Below are 20,622 nucleotides of genomic sequence, written 5' to 3' on the forward strand. Positions count from 1 at the left end.
GGCGCCACCCTCTCCCGGGGCGGGAGAGGGAACTACAATTCGGCCGCTCTACAGCTCCGCGTTCAGGCCCGACGCCGACAGCTCGACCGGGCGCACGGCGTGGCCGGAAGGGGCGTAAAGGCCATCGCTGGCCGCCTTCTCCAGGGCCACCAGAAGGCTGCGGTTGATCGACAGCACGGCCTTGCGCATGGCGACCAGCCCCGCCGCGTTGTCGTTGATGGCGCGGTCCAGCCGCTCCACCCGCTCCAGGATCATCGCGCGCAGGTCGTCGTTCAGCCGCAGCGTGCCCGACTGCGCCTGGGTCATGATGCCGCCCAGCCGGTCGGCCATCGCCTGCTTGCGCCGGGCGTAGACCTCCAGCCCTTCCAGCTCGCCGGCGGCGAGCGCCGCCGTCTCCTCATCGAGCAGGACGCTCAACTCCGCCACCGTGTCGAGGAACTCCGTCATGACGACGGCGGTCGGCCCGTCGGCCAGCGCGGGAATCTCGGGCTCCGGCGCGACGGCGGGCGCGGCGTCCTCGACCGGCTTGGTGTCGGGGGCGAATTCGCGGATCAGGTCCTTGAAACGGCGGCTCATCCCTTGGTTCCTTCGCTCGTCTGGCCGTAGAGGCGGGCCACGTCGGCCTCGACCATGCGGCCGATCCCCAGCGTGCCGGCCTCGGCGATGGCCTTGCCGTATTCCTGGAGCATGAAGCTGCGCCACGTCCGCTCGCCCTGGCCGCCGCCGAAGGCGCTGCCGGTCTCGATGCCGGCGAACATGGACTCCAGCATCTGCCCGACCATCAGCGCCTCGAACTCCTGCCCGGCCTTCTCGGCGGATCGGGTTTGGGCGGCGGGTTTCGCGGCGGGGGTGGTTGGGGAAAGGGGGGAGATGTCCATCGCGTCGTCGTCCGGCCGGAGGTGTCAGATGATTTCCAGGTCGGCGTGCAGGGCGCCCGCCGCCTTGATGGCCTGGAGGATGGCCACCATGTCGCGCGGCCCGACGCCCAGCGCGTTCAGCCCGTTGACGAGCTGCTGCAGGCTGACGTTGCCGCCAATGGTCACGAACTGGCGCCCGTTGCCCTCCTGCACCTGCACGTCGGTGCGCGGCACCACCACCGTCTGCCCGTCGGAGAAGGGCTGCGGCTGCGACACCTGGGGTGTCTCAACCACGCGGACGGTCAGGTTGCCCTGGGTGATGGCGACGCGGCTGATGCGCACGTCGTCGCCGATGACCACGGTGCCGCTGCGCTCGTCCACCACCACCCGCGCGATGCCGTCCGGGCGTACGGTGAGCTGTTCGATATCGCCGATCAGCCGGGCGACCGCGCCGGTGTAGCGGGGCGGAATGCGGACATCGACGGTGGTCGCGTCCAGCACATGGACGGCGCTGCTGCCCAGCCGCACCGCCACCGCGTCGGCGATGCGGTTGGCGGTGGTGAAGTCGGGGTTGCGCAGCGCCATGCGCACGCCGGTCGTTTCGTCGAGCGCGAATTTCAGTTCGCGCTCGACGATGGCGCCGTTGGCGATGCGGGCGCTGGTCGGCACGCCCTTGGTCACGTTGGCGGCTACCCCGCCGGCCGAGAAGCCGCTGACCGACAGCGACCCCTGGGCCACGGCGTAGGCCTGCCCGTCGGCGCCCAGCAGCGGCGTGACCAGCAGCGTGCCGCCGAGCAGGCTGGTGGCGTCGCCCAGCGCCGACACGGTGATGTCGATGGTCGTGCCCTGGCGGGCGAAGGGCGGCAGCGAGGCCGTGACCATCACCGCCGCGGCGTTGCGGGTGCGCAGCACCTCGTCGCGGGTGTTGATGCCCAGCCGCTCCAGCATGCCCTTCAGGCTCTGCTCGGTGAAAGGCGTGTTGATCAGCCGGTCGCCCGAGCCGTTCAGCCCGACCACGAGGCCGTAGCCGATGAGCTGGTTGCGGCGCACCCCGTCGAAGGTGACGAGATCCTTTACCCGCGTCTGGGCCAGCCCGTCGCCCGCCACGGCGGCGGCGCCCAGCAGGCAGGCCGCGGCCAGCGCGGCCACGCGGAGGGCTCGGCGGATCGGACCATGCTTCATCAGACCGTCTTTCATCATCCCGCAGGGAGGCCGTGCCGCCCTACAGGTAATTGGTGAGGCTCATTCGGGCGATGCGGGCGGTGGCCGCCGCAGTCGCCTCGATCTGCACTTCGAGTTGGTTCATGCGCAGGCTGGCCTCCGCCGGATCGACGCTTTCCATCGCGTCGAGCTGGTCGTTGAGGATGCGGAGCTGCGTCGTGTTCATCGCCGCGATGTCGTCGAGCTGCGCGCGGTGGATGCCGAGCTGCGCGGTGGCGTCGCGCACCCCCTCGATGCCGCCCGACACCTTGGCGACCGCGGCCTCCATGTAGGGCTTGTAGGCGTCCAGCGGCAGCTGGCTGGTGTCGACGCTGGCCAACATGTAGAGGCCCTGGAGTAGGTCCCGCATGGCCGGGTCGTTGCCCTGGATGCCGTAGGGAATCTCGGTCGTGCGGTCGAGCCGGGCGCTGAGGCGCGGTGCGGTCGACGGCGCCCCCTGGTAGAACCCGCCCTCGAAGCCGAGCGGCGAGGCCGACGGTGTCGCGAACAGGTCGTCCAGAGCCGCCACGGCGGCGGCGGTCTCGGCCGGGGTCTGCGGCGATGACGTGCCTCCGGTGGCCGCGGCAATGGTGTCCTGCACGATCTGGATGGGCGAGGGCAGGCCGGACTCGTCGCCCTGCACGGCGCGCATGGGGGCGGTCTTCACCTCCACCCCGCCGAACAGGTAGCCGTTGCCGGAGGAGGCGTTGAGCATGCCAACCACCTGCTCCAGCATGGCGCGGGCCCGCACCTGGAGCGAGCTGCCGGTGGGCGAGGGCTGGCCCAGCCCGACCGAGGCGGCGGCCAGAACGTCCTGCCCGGCGGACAGGATGTTGGTCAGCGCGCTGTCCATGGTGCCCAGCCGGCCTTGCAGCAGGGCGGTGGATTTCAGGGTCTGGTCGGTCTCGTCATACAGGTTGCGCAGCGCGATGGCCTGCCCGGTGCGCGCACCCAACGCCTTGGCGACGTCGAAATGCTTGCCGCTGGCGATCTCGTCGTTGTTGCGCAGCCGTTCGAGCTGAAGCTCGGTGTTGGCGGTCTGCAGGCGCTTGGAAAGGCCGAGGGTGGAGACGGCGTTGTAGAGCATGGCGTCAGTTCCGGATCTGGAGCAGCGTGTCGAGCATCCGCCCGGCGGCCTGGAGCACCTGGGCGCTGGCGCCGTAGCTCTGCTCGATCAGCAGCAGCTTCTGCATTTCGTCGTCGACGTTCACGCCGTCGCGGTTGAGACGCGCCGATTGCAGCGCGTCGGCGCTGATCTTGCGGGTCTTCATCTCGGACTCGGCGGTGGTGCGGTAGCCCTGCTGGGTCGAGACCATGCCGGTGGCGTAGTCGCCCAGCGTGGCCGAGGAGGGCAGGTCCGCCGCGGCGAAGCTGCGGGTGGCGGAGAAGGCGTTCAGGAAGCGGTCGATCTGCGTGGTGTCGCCCGACGCCAGCGGAGCGCCCGCCTGGACGCCGCTCTGCACCATCCAGGGGTTGCTTCGCACGCTGCCGTTGACGGCGATGCGCGAGGCCAGCCCTTCCGTCGTGCCGTAGGCGGCGCCGGCGTCGGTGAACAGGCCGGGCTGGGTGGGGTCGGCCTCCGCCGCCTGGAACTGCTGCACGATGCCCGCCGCCAGCTCGTCGAGCTGGGCCAGCGCCCGCGGCATGTCCTGGTGGGCGGTCTGGACGTAGCCCATGATGCGCCCGCTCTGGATGTCCTGGTCCGGGTTGTCGGAGATGATCTTGCCGCCGGCCACCAGATCGCCGCCGACGAGCTGCAGCGGCTGGGAGCCCATGGGAAGCTCGCGGTCGAGCAGCGTCTGGCCGTTGCGCGTCATCACCACCACCTCCCCGCTCTCGCGGGTGTGGGTGCGGATGCCGATCTCGCTCGACACCTGATCGAGCAGCCGGTCGCGCTCGTCCATCAGGTCGCCGGTCTCGGCGCCCTTGGCCTTCTGGGTGGCGATGGCGCTGTTCAGCTCCCCGATGCGGACGAGCGAGCGGTTGACCTCGTCGACGGAGGACTGGAGCCGCGCCTTGGCGTCGTTCTGCACGGTGATCGCGGCGGCGGCGGTATCGTGCAGGCGGCGCACCAGCGATTCCGCGGAATCCACCACGGCGGTGCGCGCCGCCTCGTTGTCCGCCTGGTTGCGGAGCTGGCTGAAGGACTGCTGGAGCTTGGACAGCGCGGTGGAGACGGACCGCTCGTTCTGCGGCTGGCCCAGCGCAGTGGCGTAGTCGGCCAGCGCCGAGGCGCGGGTTTCCTGCGCGGTGTAGCGGCTCTGCTCGAACCGGGCGTCGCGGATCAGGAACTCGTCCACGCTGCGCAGCACGCCATCGACGCGCACGCCCTGGCCGCGCCCGCCGCTGATCGCGGTGGAGACGGCCAGATCCTTGCGGACGAAGCCCGCGGTGGTGGCGTTGGTGATGTTGTGCGAGACCAGCGCGGCTTGCTGCTGGGTCGCGCGCAGCCCGGACAGGGCGGCGCTGAGGGCCAGTTGGAGGCTCATGGCGGGCTATCCCCTTTCCCGTCCGTCAGCGCTTCAGGCGGGTGGTTTCGTCCACCATCTCGTCGGCGGTGCGCACCAGCGTGGCGTTGGAGGAGTAGGCGCGCTGCGTCTCGATCAGCGACACCAGCTCCTCCGCGATGTCGACGTTCGACTGCTCCAGCGCGTAGCCGGCGACCGAGCCGGCGGTGCCGCTGTTGCCGTTGCTCAGCGTCATCGTGCCGCTGTCGATGCCCAGCGTGTAGGTGTTGCCGTCCTGCGGAACCAGCCCGCCGGGGTTGACCACGTCGGCGACCGGCACCTGATAGAGCGGCTGGCGGGCGCCGTTGTCGTAGACGGCCCACAGCGTGCCCGCCTTGTCGATGTCCACGGTGCTGACGCGGCCGGCGCGGGCGCCGTCGCCCATGAACTGCGGCACGTAATCGCCGTTGAGCTGCGTCAGGTTGCCGACCGTGACGTTGACGGTGTCCGGCGTCGGGTTGGCCGGCGAGGTCAGCGTGATCTGCGGCAGGGCACCCGCCGGCAGGCCGGCGTTGGCGCCCGTGGTGTTGAAGGTGACGGTGTTGGTCGACAGCGTCGCGGTGTAGCCGGCGGGCGGCGTGACCGACAGCGTCCATTCGTTCGGGTTGGCCGTCTTCGTCCAGGTCATCGTGACGTCGAGCGGGTTGCCGAGCCCGTCGTAGAGCGAGGTGGAGGTGTCGAAGCTGGTGCCGTCCGTGGCCTGGGCCGGCAGGTTGCCGGCGAAGCTCATCTGCGTCGTCTTGCTGCCGCCATAGGCCAGCCCGGCGATGGAGACGGCGCTCAGCCCGTCGAAGCTGCTGCGGTTCACAGCGGGCAGGCTGCCGTCCGGGCCCAGCTTCCAGGCCTGGAGATACTGGCCGGCGCTGTTGCGCAGGAAGCCCTGGTCGTCGGGCAGGAAACTGCCGGCGCGGGTCAGCGCGTAGCCGGGCGAGGTTCCGGTGGTGCCGGCGTTGTCGGCGACGACGAAGAAGCCGCGCCCCTCGATGGCCATGTCGGTGGCGGACTGGGTGCCCTGGATGGTCCCGTCCTTCAACACCTGATAATGCACGTTGGAGCGGACGCCGCCCGCGGAGTAGTTGCTCGTCGAGCCGGAGGAGGTCATCAGCGTCGAGAAGTCGACCGCGGCGCGCTTGTAGCCGATGGTGGCGGAGTTGCTGATGTTGTCCGAAATGGCGGCCATCCGCGAGCTTTGCGCGGACATGCCGCTCACACCGGACCGCATGGCGCTGAACAGGCTCATCGGGAGATCCTCATCCTAAATCGGTTGGGCCGGAAGCGAGCCACGGGATTCTCCGCGATGGACTTCGGAGGGGAGAGTACAGGGCGGCTTTTAAAGCGGATTTAAAGAGCGTTTTTGTGCGTTTACTTAAAATTTTCCGCTCTTTTGCTGCGGTGGTCCGTTGGGCCGGCGGCCGGGGGCGGCTCTTTCCCGTGGGAAAGGGTGGAACCGAAGTGCGATTGCGGGGGCGGCGAACGGATGCCGCATTGCGCGGATCGACAAATCCGGTCACTGTTGGACCGGTTGTCCTCCATGCATCGAGTGTCCAGAGTGAGCGAAGAGCAAAAGCAGCAGGTTACGGCGGTCGTCAAATGGTACAAGGCCGACAAGGGCTTCGGCTTCGTCCGCTTCGCCGACGGAAGCGGTGAGGCGTTTCTGCATTCCCGGGTTCTCGCCTCGCTGGGCGAGGTGTCGCTGACCGAGGGCACCGGCCTCGTCTGCGACATCGCCGAGACCCCGAAGGGGCCGCAGGTCGTGGCCATCCATTCCATCACCCCCGCGGACCCGGCGGAGGCCAAGCCGGCCCGCGCGCCGAAGCAGCGCCGCCAGCGCCAGCCGGAGGGCGGCGATCCCCAGGCCGTGCGCCCCGCCGCCCCGGCGGCCATCCGCGAGCCCAAGCCGCGGCGCGAGCGGTCGGCCCCGGCCCTGATGCCGGTGCCCACCGGTGAGATGATCTACGGCACCGTGCGCTGGTACAATCTGGACAGCCAGTCCGGCCTGATCGACCCGTGGGACGACGAGACGGGCATCGGCGTCTATTTCGACCGCGCAATCCTGCGCCAGTCCGGGCTGGAAGTGGTGGCCGACGGCGAGGACGTGCGTTTCGTCGCCGTGCCGGGCGACGGCGGCCCGACCGCGCTGCGCGTCGAACTGGTCTGAGCTGACAGAACTCGGGCGCCGTCGGGGTCTCCGCCCGGCGGCGCCTGATTCAAGCCCTGGCTTTGGCTGCCGCCGTCAGCGGGGGGTGAAGGATCGCGAGGGGCGGCGTTCCACCACCACCGGCGGGCGCTGGTCCATGCCGCCGGAAGGGCGGGACGGGTAGTGGCCGCGGGATTCGGAGGAGTCCATCCGCCCGGCGGCCTCGCGCACCTCGAAGATGCGGCGTTCGACCGGCAGGCTCTCCGCCAGGACGATGACGGTGTTGAGCGAGATCCGGTCGATCGCCGGCTCCATCCGGTCGGCGCGCAGCCGGCCCGCCTGCACAAGTTCCTCCACCTCGGCTTCCGAGCACTTCAGCCAGGCCGCCGCCTCGGCGATGGAGAGTGACTGGTCGCGCATCGAAGAAGCTCCAAGACTGGGGTGGGGACAGGAAACCGGGTTGCCAATAGGGGTGTACCCGATTTCCGCGCCGAACAACAGGGTGGCGAAGGGGCGTCCCGTCACAAGACGCCCGGGAACCGCCTCTTTTTACTCCTTGGTCACGCTCCGGCAGCGCTGCTGGAGCAGGGTGACGGCCTGGGCGGCCTCGTCGCCCTGCAGGGTGAAGGCCCGCTCGTCCAGCAGCCGCCCGTCGGCGTTGAAGGCGCGGACGAACAGGCCGTGCGCGGTGCTGGTCACCACCGCGTCTACCACGGCGTCCGCCGTCTCGTCGCTCGCCACGTCGATGAAGGAGGCGAGTTCCGCCAGTTCGCCATTGTCCGTCCAATCGGCCTCGGCGATCAGGTCGAGCAGGTCGTTCAGCCCACCGGCCGGCTCGCAGCGCTGGACGCGCGGGTCGGCGCCCTGGATGGCCGCCGTGAAACGGGTCAGCGCCTCGCGGATGCGGGTCTCCTCGGCGGGGTCGAGTTCGGGTTCGCCGTCCTCGCCGATGCGGGCCAGCCCGAGGAAATCGGGAACCGCATCCTCGCCGGCGGCCTCGACGGCTTCCGCCTCCTCCTCGATCAGCCCGACGACGCCGACCAGCCGCGTGCCGGCGTCCGCCGGATCGGCCAGCAGGTCGCCCTCGCGGACGAAGCGCAGCGCCGCGTCGGTCGAATCCAGCATGCGCCGCAGCAGGGTGCGGCGGTCGGCGGCCTCCAGATAGACCAGCGCTTCCGGCTCCAGCCAGACCGGCAGCAGGCGCGTGTCGGCGGCGGTTTCCAGCAGGCCGGTGGAATCCAGCGCCTCTTCGATGGTTTCCACGGCGGGTGGCTGCGACAGGTCTCCGGACACCTCCACGGCCAGCCAGAAGAGGGTGGCGATCATGTCGTCGCCTTGGGCGTCGGTGCGGCGGACGGATTCGGCGATGGTCTCCACCTCGTCGAGGAACTCCGGCTGTTCCTCCTCGCGCAGCTTGTCCAGCGCGGCTTCCAGCACCGCTTGGCGACCGGCGTCCAGCGTCTCGTCGAGCAGTTCGTCGAAGCGGCGGTCGCTGTTGCGCCAATAGCGGACCAGGCGCTCCGCCGGCGTACCCGTGAAGGTTCCGGAGGCCGGCTTGCCCGCGCCGTTCCGCCCGTTGCCTGTCTTTGCCATGCTGCCTCTCCTGACTGGTCCGCCGGCGCCGTCGGGCGCGGGGGTGACGATACGGGCAGTGACCGTAGTGGCCGAAGGGCGCGCTGGCAAGCCGCCTGTCAAGCTGTTGTCTTGCGCTTTCAGGGCACTCGACAGCGGCGGCCGTCCTGCGGCAGGCTGAAGCCCGCAATCAAAAGCCGGAGGGCAGGACCCGTGACGACGCGCGATGAGACCGAGGTCCTGCTGGCGGAACTTCGCAAAGGCTTCGGCGTGGCCTCGAACAGTGAGCTTCTGCACCTGCTCGCTGCGCTGGGGCGGGTCGTGCTGGACGAATCCAGCCGCGACGAGCGCGGCCGCCGCGTGCTGAAGATCGTCGGCAAAGGCGGGCGCGAACGCCAGATCGTGATCTCGGAGTAAGGGAGAAACGCCCTTCCCCGCGCACTGCCGCGGGGAAGGGCGTCCTTATCAGCTCGCGCGGACGCGCTGGAGGAAGCCGGACAGCTCGCGGTTGAGCGCGTTGGCGCCGTCAGCGAGGTCGTGGGCCTTGTCGAGGAGCGTGCGGGCGGCGGTGCCGCTGCGGTCGGCGGCGGCGTTGACGCCGGCGATGGTCTGCGTCACCTCGGTGGTGCCCAGCGCCGCCTGATGGACGTTGCGGGCGATCTCCTTGGTGGCCGCGCTCTGCTGCTCCACCGCCGCGGCGACGGTGGCGCCGATGGTGCCGACGCGGGTGACCACCTGGACGACCGCCTGGATCTCCTGCACGGCCTCGCCGGTCGCGCTCTGGATGCCCGCGGCCTGGGCGGCGATCTCGCCGGTGGCGCGGGCGGTCTGGGCGGCCAGCGCCTTCACCTCGTTGGCGACGACGGCGAAGCCCTTGCCGGCTTCCCCGGCGCGGGCCGCCTCGATGGTGGCGTTGAGCGCCAGCAGGTTGGTCTGGCTGGCGATGTCGTTGATGAGATCGACGACGCGCCCGATGCTCTGCACGGAGTCCGCCAGACCGCCGATCTGCCCGTTGGCGCGCTCGGCCAGGGTCATCGCCTCGCGGACGATGTTGGTGGATTCGGTGATCTGGCGGGTGATCTCCTCGATGGAGCTGGTGAGCTGCTCCGACGCGGCGGCGACCGTCTCGACGTTGGCCGAGGTCTGCTCGGTCGCGGCGGCGACGCTGGTGGCGAGGCGGTTGGTCTCCTCCGCCGTCGCCGACATGCTGCGGGCGCTTTCCTCCATTTCGGTGGATTCCGCCACGAAGCGGCTGACCACGCTGCCGACGGCCCCCTCGAAGCTGCTGGCGATCTCCTCCAGCGAGCGCTTGCGGTCCTCCTCGGCGCGGCGGGCGGATTCGATCTGCTCGGCTTCCAGCCGGCGCTTGGCGAGGGCGTTCTCGCGGAAGACCTCGACCGTGCGGGCCATGGCGGAGATCTCGTCGCGGCCGCCGGACGGAACCGTCACGTCGAGGTCGCCGGCGGCGATCTTCTCCATCCCGCCCTGAAGGGTGAGCAGGCGGCGCACCACCATGCGGCGCACGAAGACCAGGATGACCAGCGCCGACAGCAGCAGGCTGACCACGCCGACCCCGATCTGAAGGATCGTGCCGTTGGACAGGGCCTTCTCGCTGTCCTCGGCGGCGGTGGTGATGGCGCCCTCCTGCGTGTGCACGAGGTTGACCACCGCCATGGACAGCGCTTCGGACAGGCTCAGGTTGTTGGTCAGCAGGTCCCGCTGCGCCTTCAGGATTTCCAGCTCGGCCAGACGGGTGGGAATCAGCCCGTTCGGCTCGATCGAGAGGGTTTCGATCGCCTTCAGCGGCTCGGCCATCGCCTCGCGCGAGGCTTCGGGCAACTGTCCGGAGTTGGCGGTCATCGTGGTCACGAGGATGCGCGTCTGCGCCTCGATGATCGACAGGCGGTTTTCATCGAAGCTGGCGGCGGCTTCGGTCAGCAGGCCGCGGACGGTGGTGGTGCCGTCGTCGATGCCGCGGACGATGGCGAGCTGCTCCTCGGTCTGGAGATACTCCTCGCCGGCCTTCAGCCGCTCCTCCGCCGGGCGGGTGTCGTCCCGGAAGGCGGCGCGCTGCATGTCCACGCCGCTGCCGTGGATCGACTTCCAGGGCGCCACGAGCTGCGACAGGCGCCGCGTGGCGATGACCACCTGCTCCAGCAGTTCGGAGCGGCGATCGCTCAGCCCGATCCGCTTGTCCGCCGCCTGATCGAGCAGCGTGACATTGGCGAGCAGGGCCTGGGCGGCGCTGCTGGCGGCGGCGGTTTCGGACGGATTGCCGGCGTGGGACGCGGCGTTGGCGCTGTTCTGCTCCAGGTCGGCCAGATCGCGCAGCTCGCGTTCGAAGTCGTGCCGCTCCATGGCGATGCGCGCCGCGAGATCGGCCTTCTCCTCCTTGCTGGTGACGGAGCGGAAGGCCGGAGCCAGCGCGTCGATGCGGCCCGCGTGCTGGGCCGCCCGCAGGGCGCCGAGCGCGGACGGCACGGCCTCCGCTGTGATGACCTGCAGCGTCCGGCCGAAGCCGGCGTATCCGGTCAGCGCCACGCCGATGGCGACCAGCGTGCAGCACATCACGGCGCCGACACCGGTGAACAGGCGCCCCTGAACGCCCCCCAGCCGGCTTGGGCGCACCGCCTTATCCTGGGCAATTCCTAACGGTTTGGACATGTCATCTCTTCCCCAACGGCGGTCTTGCTTCTCGTTGGCGCCGCCGCACGCCGTCCGCGGCAGGCCTTATCCCTGTCTTCCCGTCAGCCGAGCCAGGCCGTGTGGGCCAGAACCTCGTTCGAGCCCCGCCAGACCATGTCGAGCGCAACATAAGTGATGATCGCAAGACCGATCCAACCAATCCAGCGATGTTTGTGCAGAACACGTGCAATTACGTTCGCGGCGGCGCCCATCAACGCCACCGAGAGCAGCAGGCCGAGCACGAGCACGGTCGGATGCTCCTTGGCAGCACCGGCCACCGCCAGCACATTGTCAAGCGACATCGACACGTCGGCCACCACGATCTGCCAGACGGCGGCGCCGACGGTCGCGGCGCCCGCGGCGGCGGCGGCCGTGCTGTCGGTGATCGAGGCTGTTCCGGGCAGGACGTCGGGGGCGTCCAGCGCCTCCTCCGGCGTGATCTCGTCGGCGCCCTGGGAGCGCAGCTCGCGAAACATCTTCCAGCAGACCCAGAGCAGCAGCACGCCGCCGGCCAGGGTCAGTCCGATGATGGCGAGAAGCTGCGTGGTCATCAGCGCGAAGATGATGCGCAGCACGATGGCGGCGCTTATGCCCCACAGGATGACCCGGCGCCGCTGCTCCGCCGGGACGGCGGCGGCGGCCATGCCGACGACGATGGCGTTGTCGCCGGCCAGAACGAGGTCGATGGCGACCACCTGCCCGAAAGCGACGAGTTGCGGCCAGAGTTCGGCGGTCATCATGATTCGTCTCCATTGCGGCGGGGCGCCCGATGATCGGAGCGCCCCGCGGTATCCATTGTGTGCAGTCGGGGGCGGTTGGGACGCCCGGTCACCGCATGAGCATGTGCGGGAGCCAGAGGGAGAAGGTCGGGACGTAGGTGACGAGGAGGAGGGTGACGAAGAGCGCGCCATAGAAGGGAGTGATGGAGCGCATGACTTGGCCGACGGAGACCTCGCCGATGGCGCAGCCGATGAACTGGGTGGTGCCGACCGGCGGGGTGTTGAGGCCGAGCGCGCAGTTGATCAGCATGACGATGCCGAACTGCACCGGGTCCATGCCGTACTGCATGGCGATGGGCAGGAAGATCGGCGTGCAGATCAGGATCGTGCTCGCCATGTCCATGAAGGTGCCGAGCAGGAACAGGATGATGTTGATCAGCAGGAAGATGACCAGCGGGTTGGTCGAGATGCCGGCCATCAGCTCGCCGGTGATCTCGGCCACCTGATACAGCCCCATGATGTACTGGAACATCGTCGAGACGCCGATCAGCAGCAGGACCACGCCGGTGGTCTTGACCGTCTTGGCGGCGGCCGCCAGGAAATGGTCCCAGGTCAGCGTGCGGTAGACGAAGGTGGTGAGCAGCAGCGCGTAGATCACCGCGATGGAGGCGGACTCGGTGGCGGTGAAGACGCCGGACGTGATGCCGGCCAGGATGATCACGACGATGAGCAGGCCCGGGGCGGCGGCGGCGAAGGAACGGCCCAGGATCGACCAGCCGGGGAAGGTGCCGGGGGGATAGCCGCGCTTGACGGCGACGTAGTAGGCCGCACCCAGGTTGCAGACCATCAGCAGCAGGGCGGGGACGATGCCCGCGGCGATCAGCGCGCCGATGGAGGCTTTGCCGCCGGCGGCCAGCGCGTAGATGATCATGTTGTGGCTGGTCGGCATCAGCGCGCCGACCAGGGCTGCGTGGGTGGTGACGTTGACGGCGTAGTCGGCGTGGTAGCCCTCGCGCTTCATCATCGGGATCATCACCGCGCCCATGGCCGAGACGTCGGCGACGGGGGAGCCGGCGACGCCGCCGAAGAGCGTGCAGGCGACGACGTTGGACATGCCCAGGCCGCCGCGGATGTGGCCGACCATGTTCTTGGCGGTGGCGACGATCTTGTCGGCCACACCGCCGTGGAGCATCAGCTCGCCGGAGAAGACGAAGAAGGGGATGGCGAGGAAGGAGAAGACGTTCATGCCGGACATCATCTGCTGGAAGATGACGGCGACGGGGAGGCCTTCGTAGAGGATGGTGCAGAGCGCCGACAGGCCGATGGCGAAGGCGACCGGAATGCCCAGAACGAGGAAGCCGAAGAAGCTGATGGAAAGGATGGTCAGTTCCATGACGGTGCGACCTCCTCGCCGCGGATGATGGCGACGACGTGTTCGATGGCGAAAAGCACGATCAGGACGCCGGAGAGCACGAGCGGGATGTAGCGGACGGCTTCGGAGACGTGCAGGTTGGGGATGTAGTAGGCGGCGACGGAGGTGCCGAGGACCCAGCCGTTGTAGGCCATGCAGGCGCCGAAGACGCCGACGAGGGCGTAGATGACGATCTCGACCTTGCGGCGGATGGCGTCGGGCAGCATGACGAGGAAGGATTCCAGGCCGATGTGTCCGGCGTCGCGGACCCCGACGGCGGCGCCGATGAGGGTGACGTAGAGGACCAGCACGATGGCCAGGCTCTCCGCCCAGGTCGGCGAGTCGTTCAGCACGTAGCGGCCGAAGACCTGATAGAACACCACACAGACGATGGCCATCAGGCCGACCATCGCCACGCACATCCCCGACCGCGCCAGACGCGCGTTCACCCGCGTCAACAAGCGTGGGGCGGCGAGGGGGCGGACCTCTTCCAATTCAAGTTCGATGCTCATGATGCCGTCCTTCCCGCGGGGGGCGGCGCCGGCCGGACTTGGCCGGCGCCGCGACCGCGTGCCTTACTTCGTGTCCTGCCTACTTCGTGTCCTGGATGCGTTGGACGAGGCCTTGCAGCTTCGGCGTGTTCGCGAACTTGGCGAACACCGGCTTCATCGCGTCGATGAATTCCTGCTTGTTCTTCACGTCGCTGATCTGGGAGCCGGCCTTCTCGACGATGGCGCGGGAGGCCTCTTCACGCTCCGTCCACAGCTTGCGCATGTAGGGGACGGAGTCCTTGGCGGCTTTGCGGATGGCGGCCTGGTCGTCCTTCGACAGGCGGTCCCAGGTGACCTTGGAGAAGACCAGCACTTCCGGCGCCATCGCGTGCTCGGTGCGGGTGAAGTACTTGGCAGCCTCGAAGTGGCGCGAGGATTCGTAGGACGGGTAGTTGTTCTCCGCCGCGTCGATGATGCCGGTCTTCAGGCCGGTGTAGACCTCGCCCATCGGCATCGGCGTCGGGTTGGCGCCCAGCGCCTCGATCATCGACACGAACAGGTCCGACTGCTGGACGCGGATCTTCATGCCCTTGAGGTCGGCCAGCGATGACACCGGTTTCTTGGAGTAGAGCGAGCGCGAGCCGCTGTCGTAGAAGGCCAGACCGATCAGCCCCTGGCTTTCCATGGCGGCCAGGATCTCGTCGCCGATCGGGCCGTCCAGAACGGCGTGCATGTGGTCGGTGTCGCGGAAGATGAAGGGCAGCGCGACGACCATCGACTCCGGCACCACGTTGTTCAGCGGCGCCACGTTGATGCGCATCATGTCGAGGCCGCCGATCTTGATCTGCTCGATCGTGTCGCGCTCGTTGCCCAGCGCGCCGTTCGGGTAGACCTTGACGCCGAGCTTGCCGTTGCTGCGCTCGCTCAGCAGCTTGCCCATGTATTTGACCGCCTCGACGGTCGGGTAGTCGCCGGGGTGGATGTCGGCCGACCGGAAGTCGCGGGCCGAGACCGGGGCGGCGAGCAGCGCGCCCGCGGCGCAGGCGGCCAGCAGCGCCATGCCGAGGCGGCGGAAAGTGTTCTTCATGGACCGTACTCCTGCCTTAGGAGAAGTGCCTGTTGGAGCGGAGGCGGGGTGTCGGCCCGCCGAAAATGGACAAACGAATAAATTGCAGAGTTCGGAAGAAGCCCCGGCTGTTCGGCTGTGCGCTTCGAATAACAGCGCTGCGAAGGCGAGGGCAAAAAAGAACCCCGAAGGGTATGAGGGCGCAAAATCCCGGCGCCATCGGCGTGTGCCGACGGGGGTGAAGCTGGGCGGTTCTTGTCCTTTGTTCCGAAGCGGCCGCGGTGTTCTTCCGCGCGGCTGCCCTGGTGTTGTCTGATGAGCGGGCGGCGTCGGTTGTTCACGTCCGTGCCACATCCCGCCGCGCTAGTTATATTAATATATCAGCTTTCGAGGCAAGCACAAAACGGAGGCCGGAAAGCGTGACGCCAAAATGTCGCAAGCCGGGTGTGAATTAAAGCCGGGGCGGGGTTTGACGTCCCGCGGCGGTGGGCGCGTCGGTAAAATAAAGCGGTGCGGCGGCGCGCAAATCGTCGATGGCCAGGCGCAATCCGTCGAGATGGGCGCCGAGCGCTTCGACGCTGGCCTCGCGGTCGTGGACGGCAATGGCCTCCACGATGGCGTCGTGTTCGGCGATGACCTTGGCCATCTGGCCGGGGACGGGAAGGGTCAGGCGCCGGCAGCGGTCGACCTGCACCTTCACCTGTTCCACCAGCGCCCAGAAGCCGGGGAATCCGGCGATCTCGGCGAGCAGGGCGTGGAAGCTCTCGTCGGCCTCGTGAAAGCCGTCGCGGTCGCAGGCGGCGCAGAGGTCGCGTTGCTCCTCCAGCGCCGCGCGCAGCTGGGCGATGTCGTCAGGGGTGGCGCGGATGGCGGCCATCCGCACGGTGGCCTCCTCCAGCGCCTTGCGGATCACCCCGGCTTCCGGCAGGGCGGCGACCGGGATCAGGGACACATAGGTGCCCGACTGCGGGAAGACGTCAATCAGCCCCTCGTCGGCCAGCCGCAGCACCGCCTCGTGCACGGGGGTGCGGCTGACGCCGTAGGCTGCGGCGATGCGCGCCTCGGCGATGGGCTCGCCGGGTCGTCGGCGCATCCCCAGGATGTCGTTCCGCAGGTCGCGGTAGATGGGAGAGGCGGAGCGCGGCGCGGGCCGGATCGTGGCAAGCCGGCGCTGCCGCGGCGCGGCGGCGGTGAGTGTGTCCGATGGCATGAGCCACCTCGTCAGACAGGCGGGTCGCGCGGGCGTGGGCCGGCGCCCCGGTGAAGGTGTGAAAGCTAATATATTAGTGTTTGCGCCCGGTGCTGAGTGGCAAAGTGTGGGACACCCCGGGCGAAGTGTCGCACGTCCCCGCCTCCGCCCGGCGGCGCGTCTCGCGGATCAGGATCAGCAGGCCGCTGGCGATGACGATGGCGGCCCCGGCCAGCACATGGGTTCCCGGCCAGTCGCCCCAGAACAGCCAGCCGAACAGGCAGGCCCAGAGGATTCCGGCGTAGTTGAACGGGCTGATGACCGCCGCCGGGGCCAGGGCGTAGGCGCGGGTGGCGAAGTACTGGGCGCCGCCGCCGACCAGCCCCATCGCCGCCATCAGCGCGAAGCCCTCCGCCGTCGGCATCGTCCAGACGAAGGGCAGGGCGAAGGCGCTGAGCAGCGTGGAGAAGGCGGTGAAGTAGAAGACGGTGGTGACCGGCGCCTCCGTCCGCCCCAGCTGCCGCATCGCCATCATGGCGAAGGCGTAGGCGACGGCGGCGCTCAGCCCGACCAGCGCGCCGGTGTTCAGCATGCCGCTTCCCGGCTGCACGATGACCAGCACCCCGGCGAAGCCCACCGCCACCGCCCCCCAGCGATAAGGGCCGACCCGCTCCCCCAGCACCGGCACGGACAGCGCGGTCAGGAACAGCGGGGCGGAGAAGGACAGCGCCACCGCGTCGGCCATCGGCATCAGGTGATAGGACAGGAACAGCAGAACCATCGAGGTCAGGCCGATCGCCGCCCGCCAGAAATGACCGCCGAGATGCTCCGTCCGCAGGCTGCGCCAGCCGCCGGCGCGGGCCAGCATGGCGGTGGCGGGCAGCAGGGCGAAGGCGTTGCGGAAGAAGGTCACCTCGGCCAGCGGGTAGTCCGCCGCGAGATGCTTCGCCAGCGCGTTCAGCACCGCATAGAGGAACACCGCCAGCAGCATGGAGACGATGCCGCTGCGCGCCTGGAGATGGGTGGGGATGGGCTGGGCCATGGGTGCCCCGGGGGGTGAAGGAATGGGTTGACCTTGCCCCCACCCTGACCCTCCCCCGCTGACGCAGGGGAGGGAGAATGGTCCCCTCCCCTGCGGAGCGGGGGAGGGTCAGGGTGGGGGCAAACAACGCCGCTCAATGCGCCGTGCGGCGGCTCGGGCGGCGGTAGATGAACCAGTAGACGGCGCCGACCAGCACCGCTCCGCCGAACCAGTTGCCGAGCGTCACCGCGGCGAGGTTCAGCAGGAACTGCCCGACCGGGATCACCGGCGCAGCGCGGCCCAGATCGGCCCAGAAGGAGGCGGGGGCGCCCCATTCGATCAGCAGGCCCAGCGGCACGAAATACATGTTGGCGACGCAGTGCTCGAAGCCCGCGGCGACGAAGGCGCTGACCGGGAAGACGATCGCCATGATCTTGTCGGTCACGCTGCGCGCGCCGAGCGCCAGCCACACCGCCAAGCAGACCAGCACGTTGCACAGGATGCCGAGGAAGAAGGCCTGCCCGGCGGGCAGCCCGGCCTTGGCCGTGGCGAAGTAGAGCGCCGAGGCGCCCACCGCCCCGTGGCCGAAGGCGTACTGCCCGGACAGAAAGACCAGCAGCGCCGTGCCGGCGGCGCCGACGAAGTTGCCGAGCCACACCATGGTCCAGACCTGGAGCATCCGCCCGGTCTTCACCCGGCCGCTGGCCCAGGCCATGACCATCAGTGCGTCGCCGGTGAAGAGCTGCGCGCCGCCGACGATGACCAGGATCAGCCCCAGCGAGAAGACCAGACCGCCGAGCAGCCGGGTCACCCCGTAGGGCAGCATGCCCTCCGCCCCCGACATGGCGACGGTGGCGAACAGGCCGCCCAGCGCGATGAAGGCGCCGGCCAGGACGGCCAGGGCGAACAGCGTCGCACCGTCGTAGTTGGCCTTCTTGACGCCCAGATTCTCCGCCGCGAGCGCGATGGCGTCGGGCATCAGCGCGTCGAGGGAGGACGCGGGCGGGGCGGCGGCAGGGGAGATGGCCGGTGAGGCGTGTGGGTTCGCCTCCGGAAAGGAATGCGTGTCCATGAAGGTGCTCCTCGTCTCGGACGGCGTCTCACACGACCTTCAGGCCCTGCGTCCGGAAGATGCCGCGCACCCGCTCGGTCAGCTCCGGCGGGGGAGGTTCGGTGTTGGCCAGCGCGTAGGGCAGGCCGAGCTGCTTCCATTTGAACTCGCCCATCTTGTGGAAGGGCAGGATGTCCACCCGCTCCACCACCTCCAGGCCGGCGGCGAACTCCGCCAGCCCCTCGATCTCGTCGAGATGGTCGGTCAGGCCGGGGACCAGCACGTAGCGCAGCCAGACCGGCTTGCGCATCGCGGACAGCCGCTCGGCGAATTCCAGGGTCGGGCGCAGCGGCACGCCGGTGACGGCGCGGTAGGTGGATTCCTTGAACGCCTTGATGTCCAGCAGCACCAGATCGACGTCGGCCAGCAGATGGTCGTCGGCGTGGCTGCCGAGGAAGCCCGAGGTGTCGAGCGCGGTGTGGAGGCCGAGCTGCTTGGCGCCGCGGTAGATGGCCGCGCAGAATTCCGGCTGGACCAGCGGCTCGCCGCCGCTGATGGTCAGGCCGCCATGGGCGCGGTGCAGGAAATCGGCGTAGGTGGCGATGTCGGCCAGCACGTCCGAGGACTGGGCCGGCGACCCGTCGTGCATGTGGCGGGTGTCGGGGTTGTGGCAGTACTGGCAGCGCAGCGGGCATCCGGCCAGGAACAGGACGTAGCGCAAACCCGGCCCATCGACCGTGCCGCCCGTCTCCACCGAATGGACCCAGCCGCGGACCGATGCGCCCGTCCCGGCGGCGTGCGCGGGTTGGGGGGTAATCGGGCTGAGCATGAGGCACCTCGTGAATGGGCGCCGGTGTCCGCTTCATTGCGACACCGGCGCTGTGTGCCATCCTATGTCAGGCCCCGGCGTCGGCCATGACCGGGGTCAATTGATCTAACCGGGACTCCTGCGCGTACTGCGTGTATCCGGCCCCCGAATGGATGGGCGGAAGAACGGGGCGCTCCACCCAGGCGATGCGCAGGATGTTGGTCGAGCCCGGCATGCCGAAGGGCACGCCCGCGGTGATGACCAGCCGCTGCCCGTCCTCCGCCAGACCGTGGGCGTAGGCGATGCGGGTCGCCTTGTGCACCATGTCGGAGAAGTTCTGGATGTCCTCGGTCAACACGCTGTGCACGCCGTAGGCCAGCACCAGACGGCGCGAGGCGGCGACGGTCGCGGTCAGGCAGAGGATCGGCACCTCCGGCCGCTCGCGGGCGGCGCGCAGGGTGGTCGAGCCGCTTGTGGTGTAGGTGACGATGGCCGCCGCGTGGATGGTGTGGGCGACCTGCCGCGCCGCCGCGGTGATGGCGTCGGCGGCCGTCTCCTGCGGGTCGGCGTGCTGGGCGTCCATCATCGTACGGTAGAGGTCGTCGTGCTCGACCCGACGGGCGATGCGGTCCATCATCGACACCGCCTCCACCGGGTAGGAGCCCGACGCGGTTTCCGCCGACAGCATCACCGCGTCGGCCCCGTCGAAGACGGCGGTGGCGACGTCCGACGCCTCGGCGCGGGTCGGGGCCGGGGCGCCGATCATCGACTCGAGCATCTGGGTGGCGACGATCACCGGCTTGCCGGCCTTGCGCGCCTCGCGGATGATCCGCTTCTGGATGCTCGGCACGTCCTCCGGCGGCATCTCCACGCCGAGGTCGCCGCGGGCGACCATGACGCCGTCCGAGAGTTCGACGATGCGCTCCAGATGCTGGATGGCCAGCGGCTTCTCCAGCTTGGACATCAGGGCGGCGCGTCCGGCGATCAGCTTGCGAGCCTCCGCCACGTCCTCGGGGCGTTGCACGAAGGACAGCGCCACCCAATCCACCTCCTGGTCGAGCGCGAAGACGAGGTCGGCGCGGTCCTTCGCGGTCAGCGGCGACAGCGGCAGCAGCACGTCGGGTACGTTCACGCCCTTGCGGTCGGAGAGCTTGGTGCCAGCCACCACGACGGTGTCGGCGTGGTCCGGGCTGCAAGCGGCGATGCGCAGCCGCACCTTGCCGTCGTCCAGCAGCAGGTCGGTGCCGGGGCGCAGGGCGGCGAAGATTTCCGGATGGGGCATGCCGACGCGGGTCGCGTCGCCCGGTTCGGTGGAGAGGTCGAGGCGGAAGGGCTGGCCCACCGTCAGTTCCACCGCACCGTTGGCGAAGCGGCCGAGCCGCAGCTTCGGCCCCTGGAGGTCGGCCATGATGGCGATCGGCCGCTCCAGCTCGCGCTCCAGGGCGCGGATGGCGCGCACGCGGGCGCCGTGGTCGTCGTGGGAGCCGTGGCTGAAATTGAGGCGGAAGACGTCGACGCCTGCCTCGAACAGCGAGCGGATCATTTTCGGGGAGGAGGAGGACGGACCCAGCGTGGCGACGATCTTCGTCTGCCGGAAGCGGCGGATCGGGGAGGTGGCGGTCATATCGAAACGGGCTCCGCAAAAGAGGGCGGGGACGGTGGGCGCGGCGCGCGGGCGCTCATCGGTAAGACCGCCGCGCCAGGGCCGGCGTGACGGTGCGGCGCGCGGCGGTCGGTGCGGTTCTTGGGGATGCGCTCGCGGCGCGGGCGGGCTTGGGCCGGCCGGGCTGCGCGTCTGTCCTTCGCAAAATAAAATACTAGTATATCAGATTGAAAGGCAAGCCTGTTTCGCGGGGCGGGGCGGCCCTTCGGCCAAAATGCCGCAGGCACACCCGCCCAATGGATTGG

At 69.3% G+C, this 20,622-nt stretch carries 20 protein-coding genes; 2 read left to right on the forward strand and 18 right to left on the reverse strand.

The window, feature by feature from the left end:
• Nucleotides 1–48: 48 nt before the first annotated feature.
• Genes ACWPN7_RS09730 through ACWPN7_RS09755 form a run of 6 tightly spaced genes read right to left on the reverse strand, consistent with a single transcriptional unit; the run spans nt 49 to nt 5,804 of the window.
• Nucleotides 49–576, reverse strand: coding sequence for a flagellar protein FlgN (locus ACWPN7_RS09730; RefSeq protein ID WP_459197267.1), 528 nt, complete (start codon nt 574–576; stop codon nt 49–51).
• On the reverse strand, nt 573–878 hold the full coding sequence (locus ACWPN7_RS09735) for a rod-binding protein (RefSeq protein ID WP_456523110.1): 306 nt from the start codon (nt 876–878) through the stop codon (nt 573–575). The genes ACWPN7_RS09730 and ACWPN7_RS09735 overlap by 4 nt, the downstream gene beginning before the upstream one ends.
• A 24-nt stretch (nt 879–902) precedes the next feature.
• Entirely contained in the window at nt 903–2,039 is a 1,137-nt protein-coding gene (locus ACWPN7_RS09740; RefSeq protein WP_186466593.1) for a flagellar basal body P-ring protein FlgI, read from the reverse strand.
• A 40-nt stretch (nt 2,040–2,079) separates the two neighbouring features.
• Nucleotides 2,080–3,144, reverse strand: coding sequence for a flagellin (locus ACWPN7_RS09745; RefSeq protein ID WP_040137952.1), 1,065 nt, complete (start codon nt 3,142–3,144; stop codon nt 2,080–2,082).
• A 4-nt stretch (nt 3,145–3,148) separates the two neighbouring features.
• Nucleotides 3,149–4,546, reverse strand: coding sequence for a flagellar hook-associated protein FlgK (flgK, locus tag ACWPN7_RS09750; protein WP_459197268.1), 1,398 nt, complete (start codon nt 4,544–4,546; stop codon nt 3,149–3,151).
• Between the two features lie 25 nt (nt 4,547–4,571).
• Nucleotides 4,572–5,804 (reverse strand): flagellar hook protein FlgE, encoded by a 1,233-nt coding sequence (locus ACWPN7_RS09755; protein ID WP_040137954.1) that lies wholly within the window; start codon nt 5,802–5,804, stop codon nt 4,572–4,574.
• A gap of 309 nt (nt 5,805–6,113) precedes the next feature.
• Between ACWPN7_RS09755 and ACWPN7_RS09760 the strand changes: the two genes are divergently transcribed.
• Nucleotides 6,114–6,722: a cold-shock protein gene (locus ACWPN7_RS09760; protein ID WP_040137955.1), complete on the forward strand. Its 609-nt coding sequence runs from the start codon at nt 6,114–6,116 to the stop codon at nt 6,720–6,722.
• 75 nt (nt 6,723–6,797) lie between these two features.
• Here the strand turns inward: ACWPN7_RS09760 and ACWPN7_RS09765 are convergent, their stop codons facing one another.
• Nucleotides 6,798–7,121 carry a hypothetical protein gene (locus tag ACWPN7_RS09765; RefSeq protein ID WP_014199685.1) on the reverse strand — a complete coding sequence of 108 codons (324 nt, stop codon included), beginning with the start codon at nt 7,119–7,121 and terminating at the stop codon, nt 6,798–6,800.
• 129 nt (nt 7,122–7,250) lie between these two features.
• A complete protein-coding gene (locus ACWPN7_RS09770) occupies nt 7,251–8,294 on the reverse strand; it encodes a hypothetical protein (RefSeq protein ID WP_349621901.1) in 1,044 nt (347 codons plus the stop codon).
• 192 nt (nt 8,295–8,486) lie between these two features.
• Here ACWPN7_RS09770 and ACWPN7_RS09775 point away from each other — a divergent pair, with 192 nt between their 5' ends.
• Complete coding sequence (locus tag ACWPN7_RS09775) at nt 8,487–8,690, forward strand: hypothetical protein (protein WP_014199687.1); 204 nt, start codon at nt 8,487–8,489, stop codon at nt 8,688–8,690.
• 48 nt (nt 8,691–8,738) lie between these two features.
• Here ACWPN7_RS09775 and ACWPN7_RS09780 read toward each other — a convergent pair whose 3' ends face one another.
• From ACWPN7_RS09780 to pyk, 10 genes are all read right to left on the reverse strand, one after another.
• Nucleotides 8,739–10,937, reverse strand: a complete 2,199-nt coding sequence (locus tag ACWPN7_RS09780) for a methyl-accepting chemotaxis protein (protein WP_459197269.1) — start codon at nt 10,935–10,937, stop codon at nt 8,739–8,741.
• 83 nt (nt 10,938–11,020) lie between these two features.
• Nucleotides 11,021–11,698, reverse strand: coding sequence for a TerC family protein (locus tag ACWPN7_RS09785; protein ID WP_149649364.1), 678 nt, complete (start codon nt 11,696–11,698; stop codon nt 11,021–11,023).
• 88 nt (nt 11,699–11,786) lie between these two features.
• Entirely contained in the window at nt 11,787–13,070 is a 1,284-nt protein-coding gene (locus tag ACWPN7_RS09790) for a TRAP transporter large permease (RefSeq protein ID WP_040137958.1), read from the reverse strand.
• Nucleotides 13,061–13,600, reverse strand: coding sequence for a TRAP transporter small permease (locus ACWPN7_RS09795; RefSeq protein ID WP_149649365.1), 540 nt, complete (start codon nt 13,598–13,600; stop codon nt 13,061–13,063). Before ACWPN7_RS09795 ends, ACWPN7_RS09790 begins: the two co-directional genes overlap by 10 nt.
• 79 nt (nt 13,601–13,679) lie before the next feature.
• Nucleotides 13,680–14,666, reverse strand: a complete 987-nt coding sequence (locus ACWPN7_RS09800) for a TRAP transporter substrate-binding protein (RefSeq protein WP_014199696.1) — start codon at nt 14,664–14,666, stop codon at nt 13,680–13,682.
• Between the two features lie 430 nt (nt 14,667–15,096).
• Complete coding sequence (locus ACWPN7_RS09805; RefSeq protein WP_456522662.1) at nt 15,097–15,855, reverse strand: GntR family transcriptional regulator; 759 nt, start codon at nt 15,853–15,855, stop codon at nt 15,097–15,099.
• 73 nt (nt 15,856–15,928) lie between these two features.
• Complete coding sequence (locus ACWPN7_RS09810) at nt 15,929–16,876, reverse strand: DMT family transporter (protein WP_459197271.1); 948 nt, start codon at nt 16,874–16,876, stop codon at nt 15,929–15,931.
• 133 nt (nt 16,877–17,009) lie between these two features.
• Nucleotides 17,010–17,927, reverse strand: coding sequence for a formate/nitrite transporter family protein (locus ACWPN7_RS09815; protein WP_051658747.1), 918 nt, complete (start codon nt 17,925–17,927; stop codon nt 17,010–17,012).
• Nucleotides 17,928–17,955: 28 nt separating this feature from the next.
• Complete coding sequence (pflA, locus tag ACWPN7_RS09820; RefSeq protein ID WP_459197272.1) at nt 17,956–18,735, reverse strand: pyruvate formate-lyase-activating protein; 780 nt, start codon at nt 18,733–18,735, stop codon at nt 17,956–17,958.
• 67 nt (nt 18,736–18,802) lie between these two features.
• Nucleotides 18,803–20,338, reverse strand: a complete 1,536-nt coding sequence (pyk, locus tag ACWPN7_RS09825; protein WP_459197273.1) for a pyruvate kinase — start codon at nt 20,336–20,338, stop codon at nt 18,803–18,805.
• Nucleotides 20,339–20,622: the final 284 nt, after the last annotated feature.

The organism is Azospirillum sp. UENF 312511, assembly GCF_058780635.1.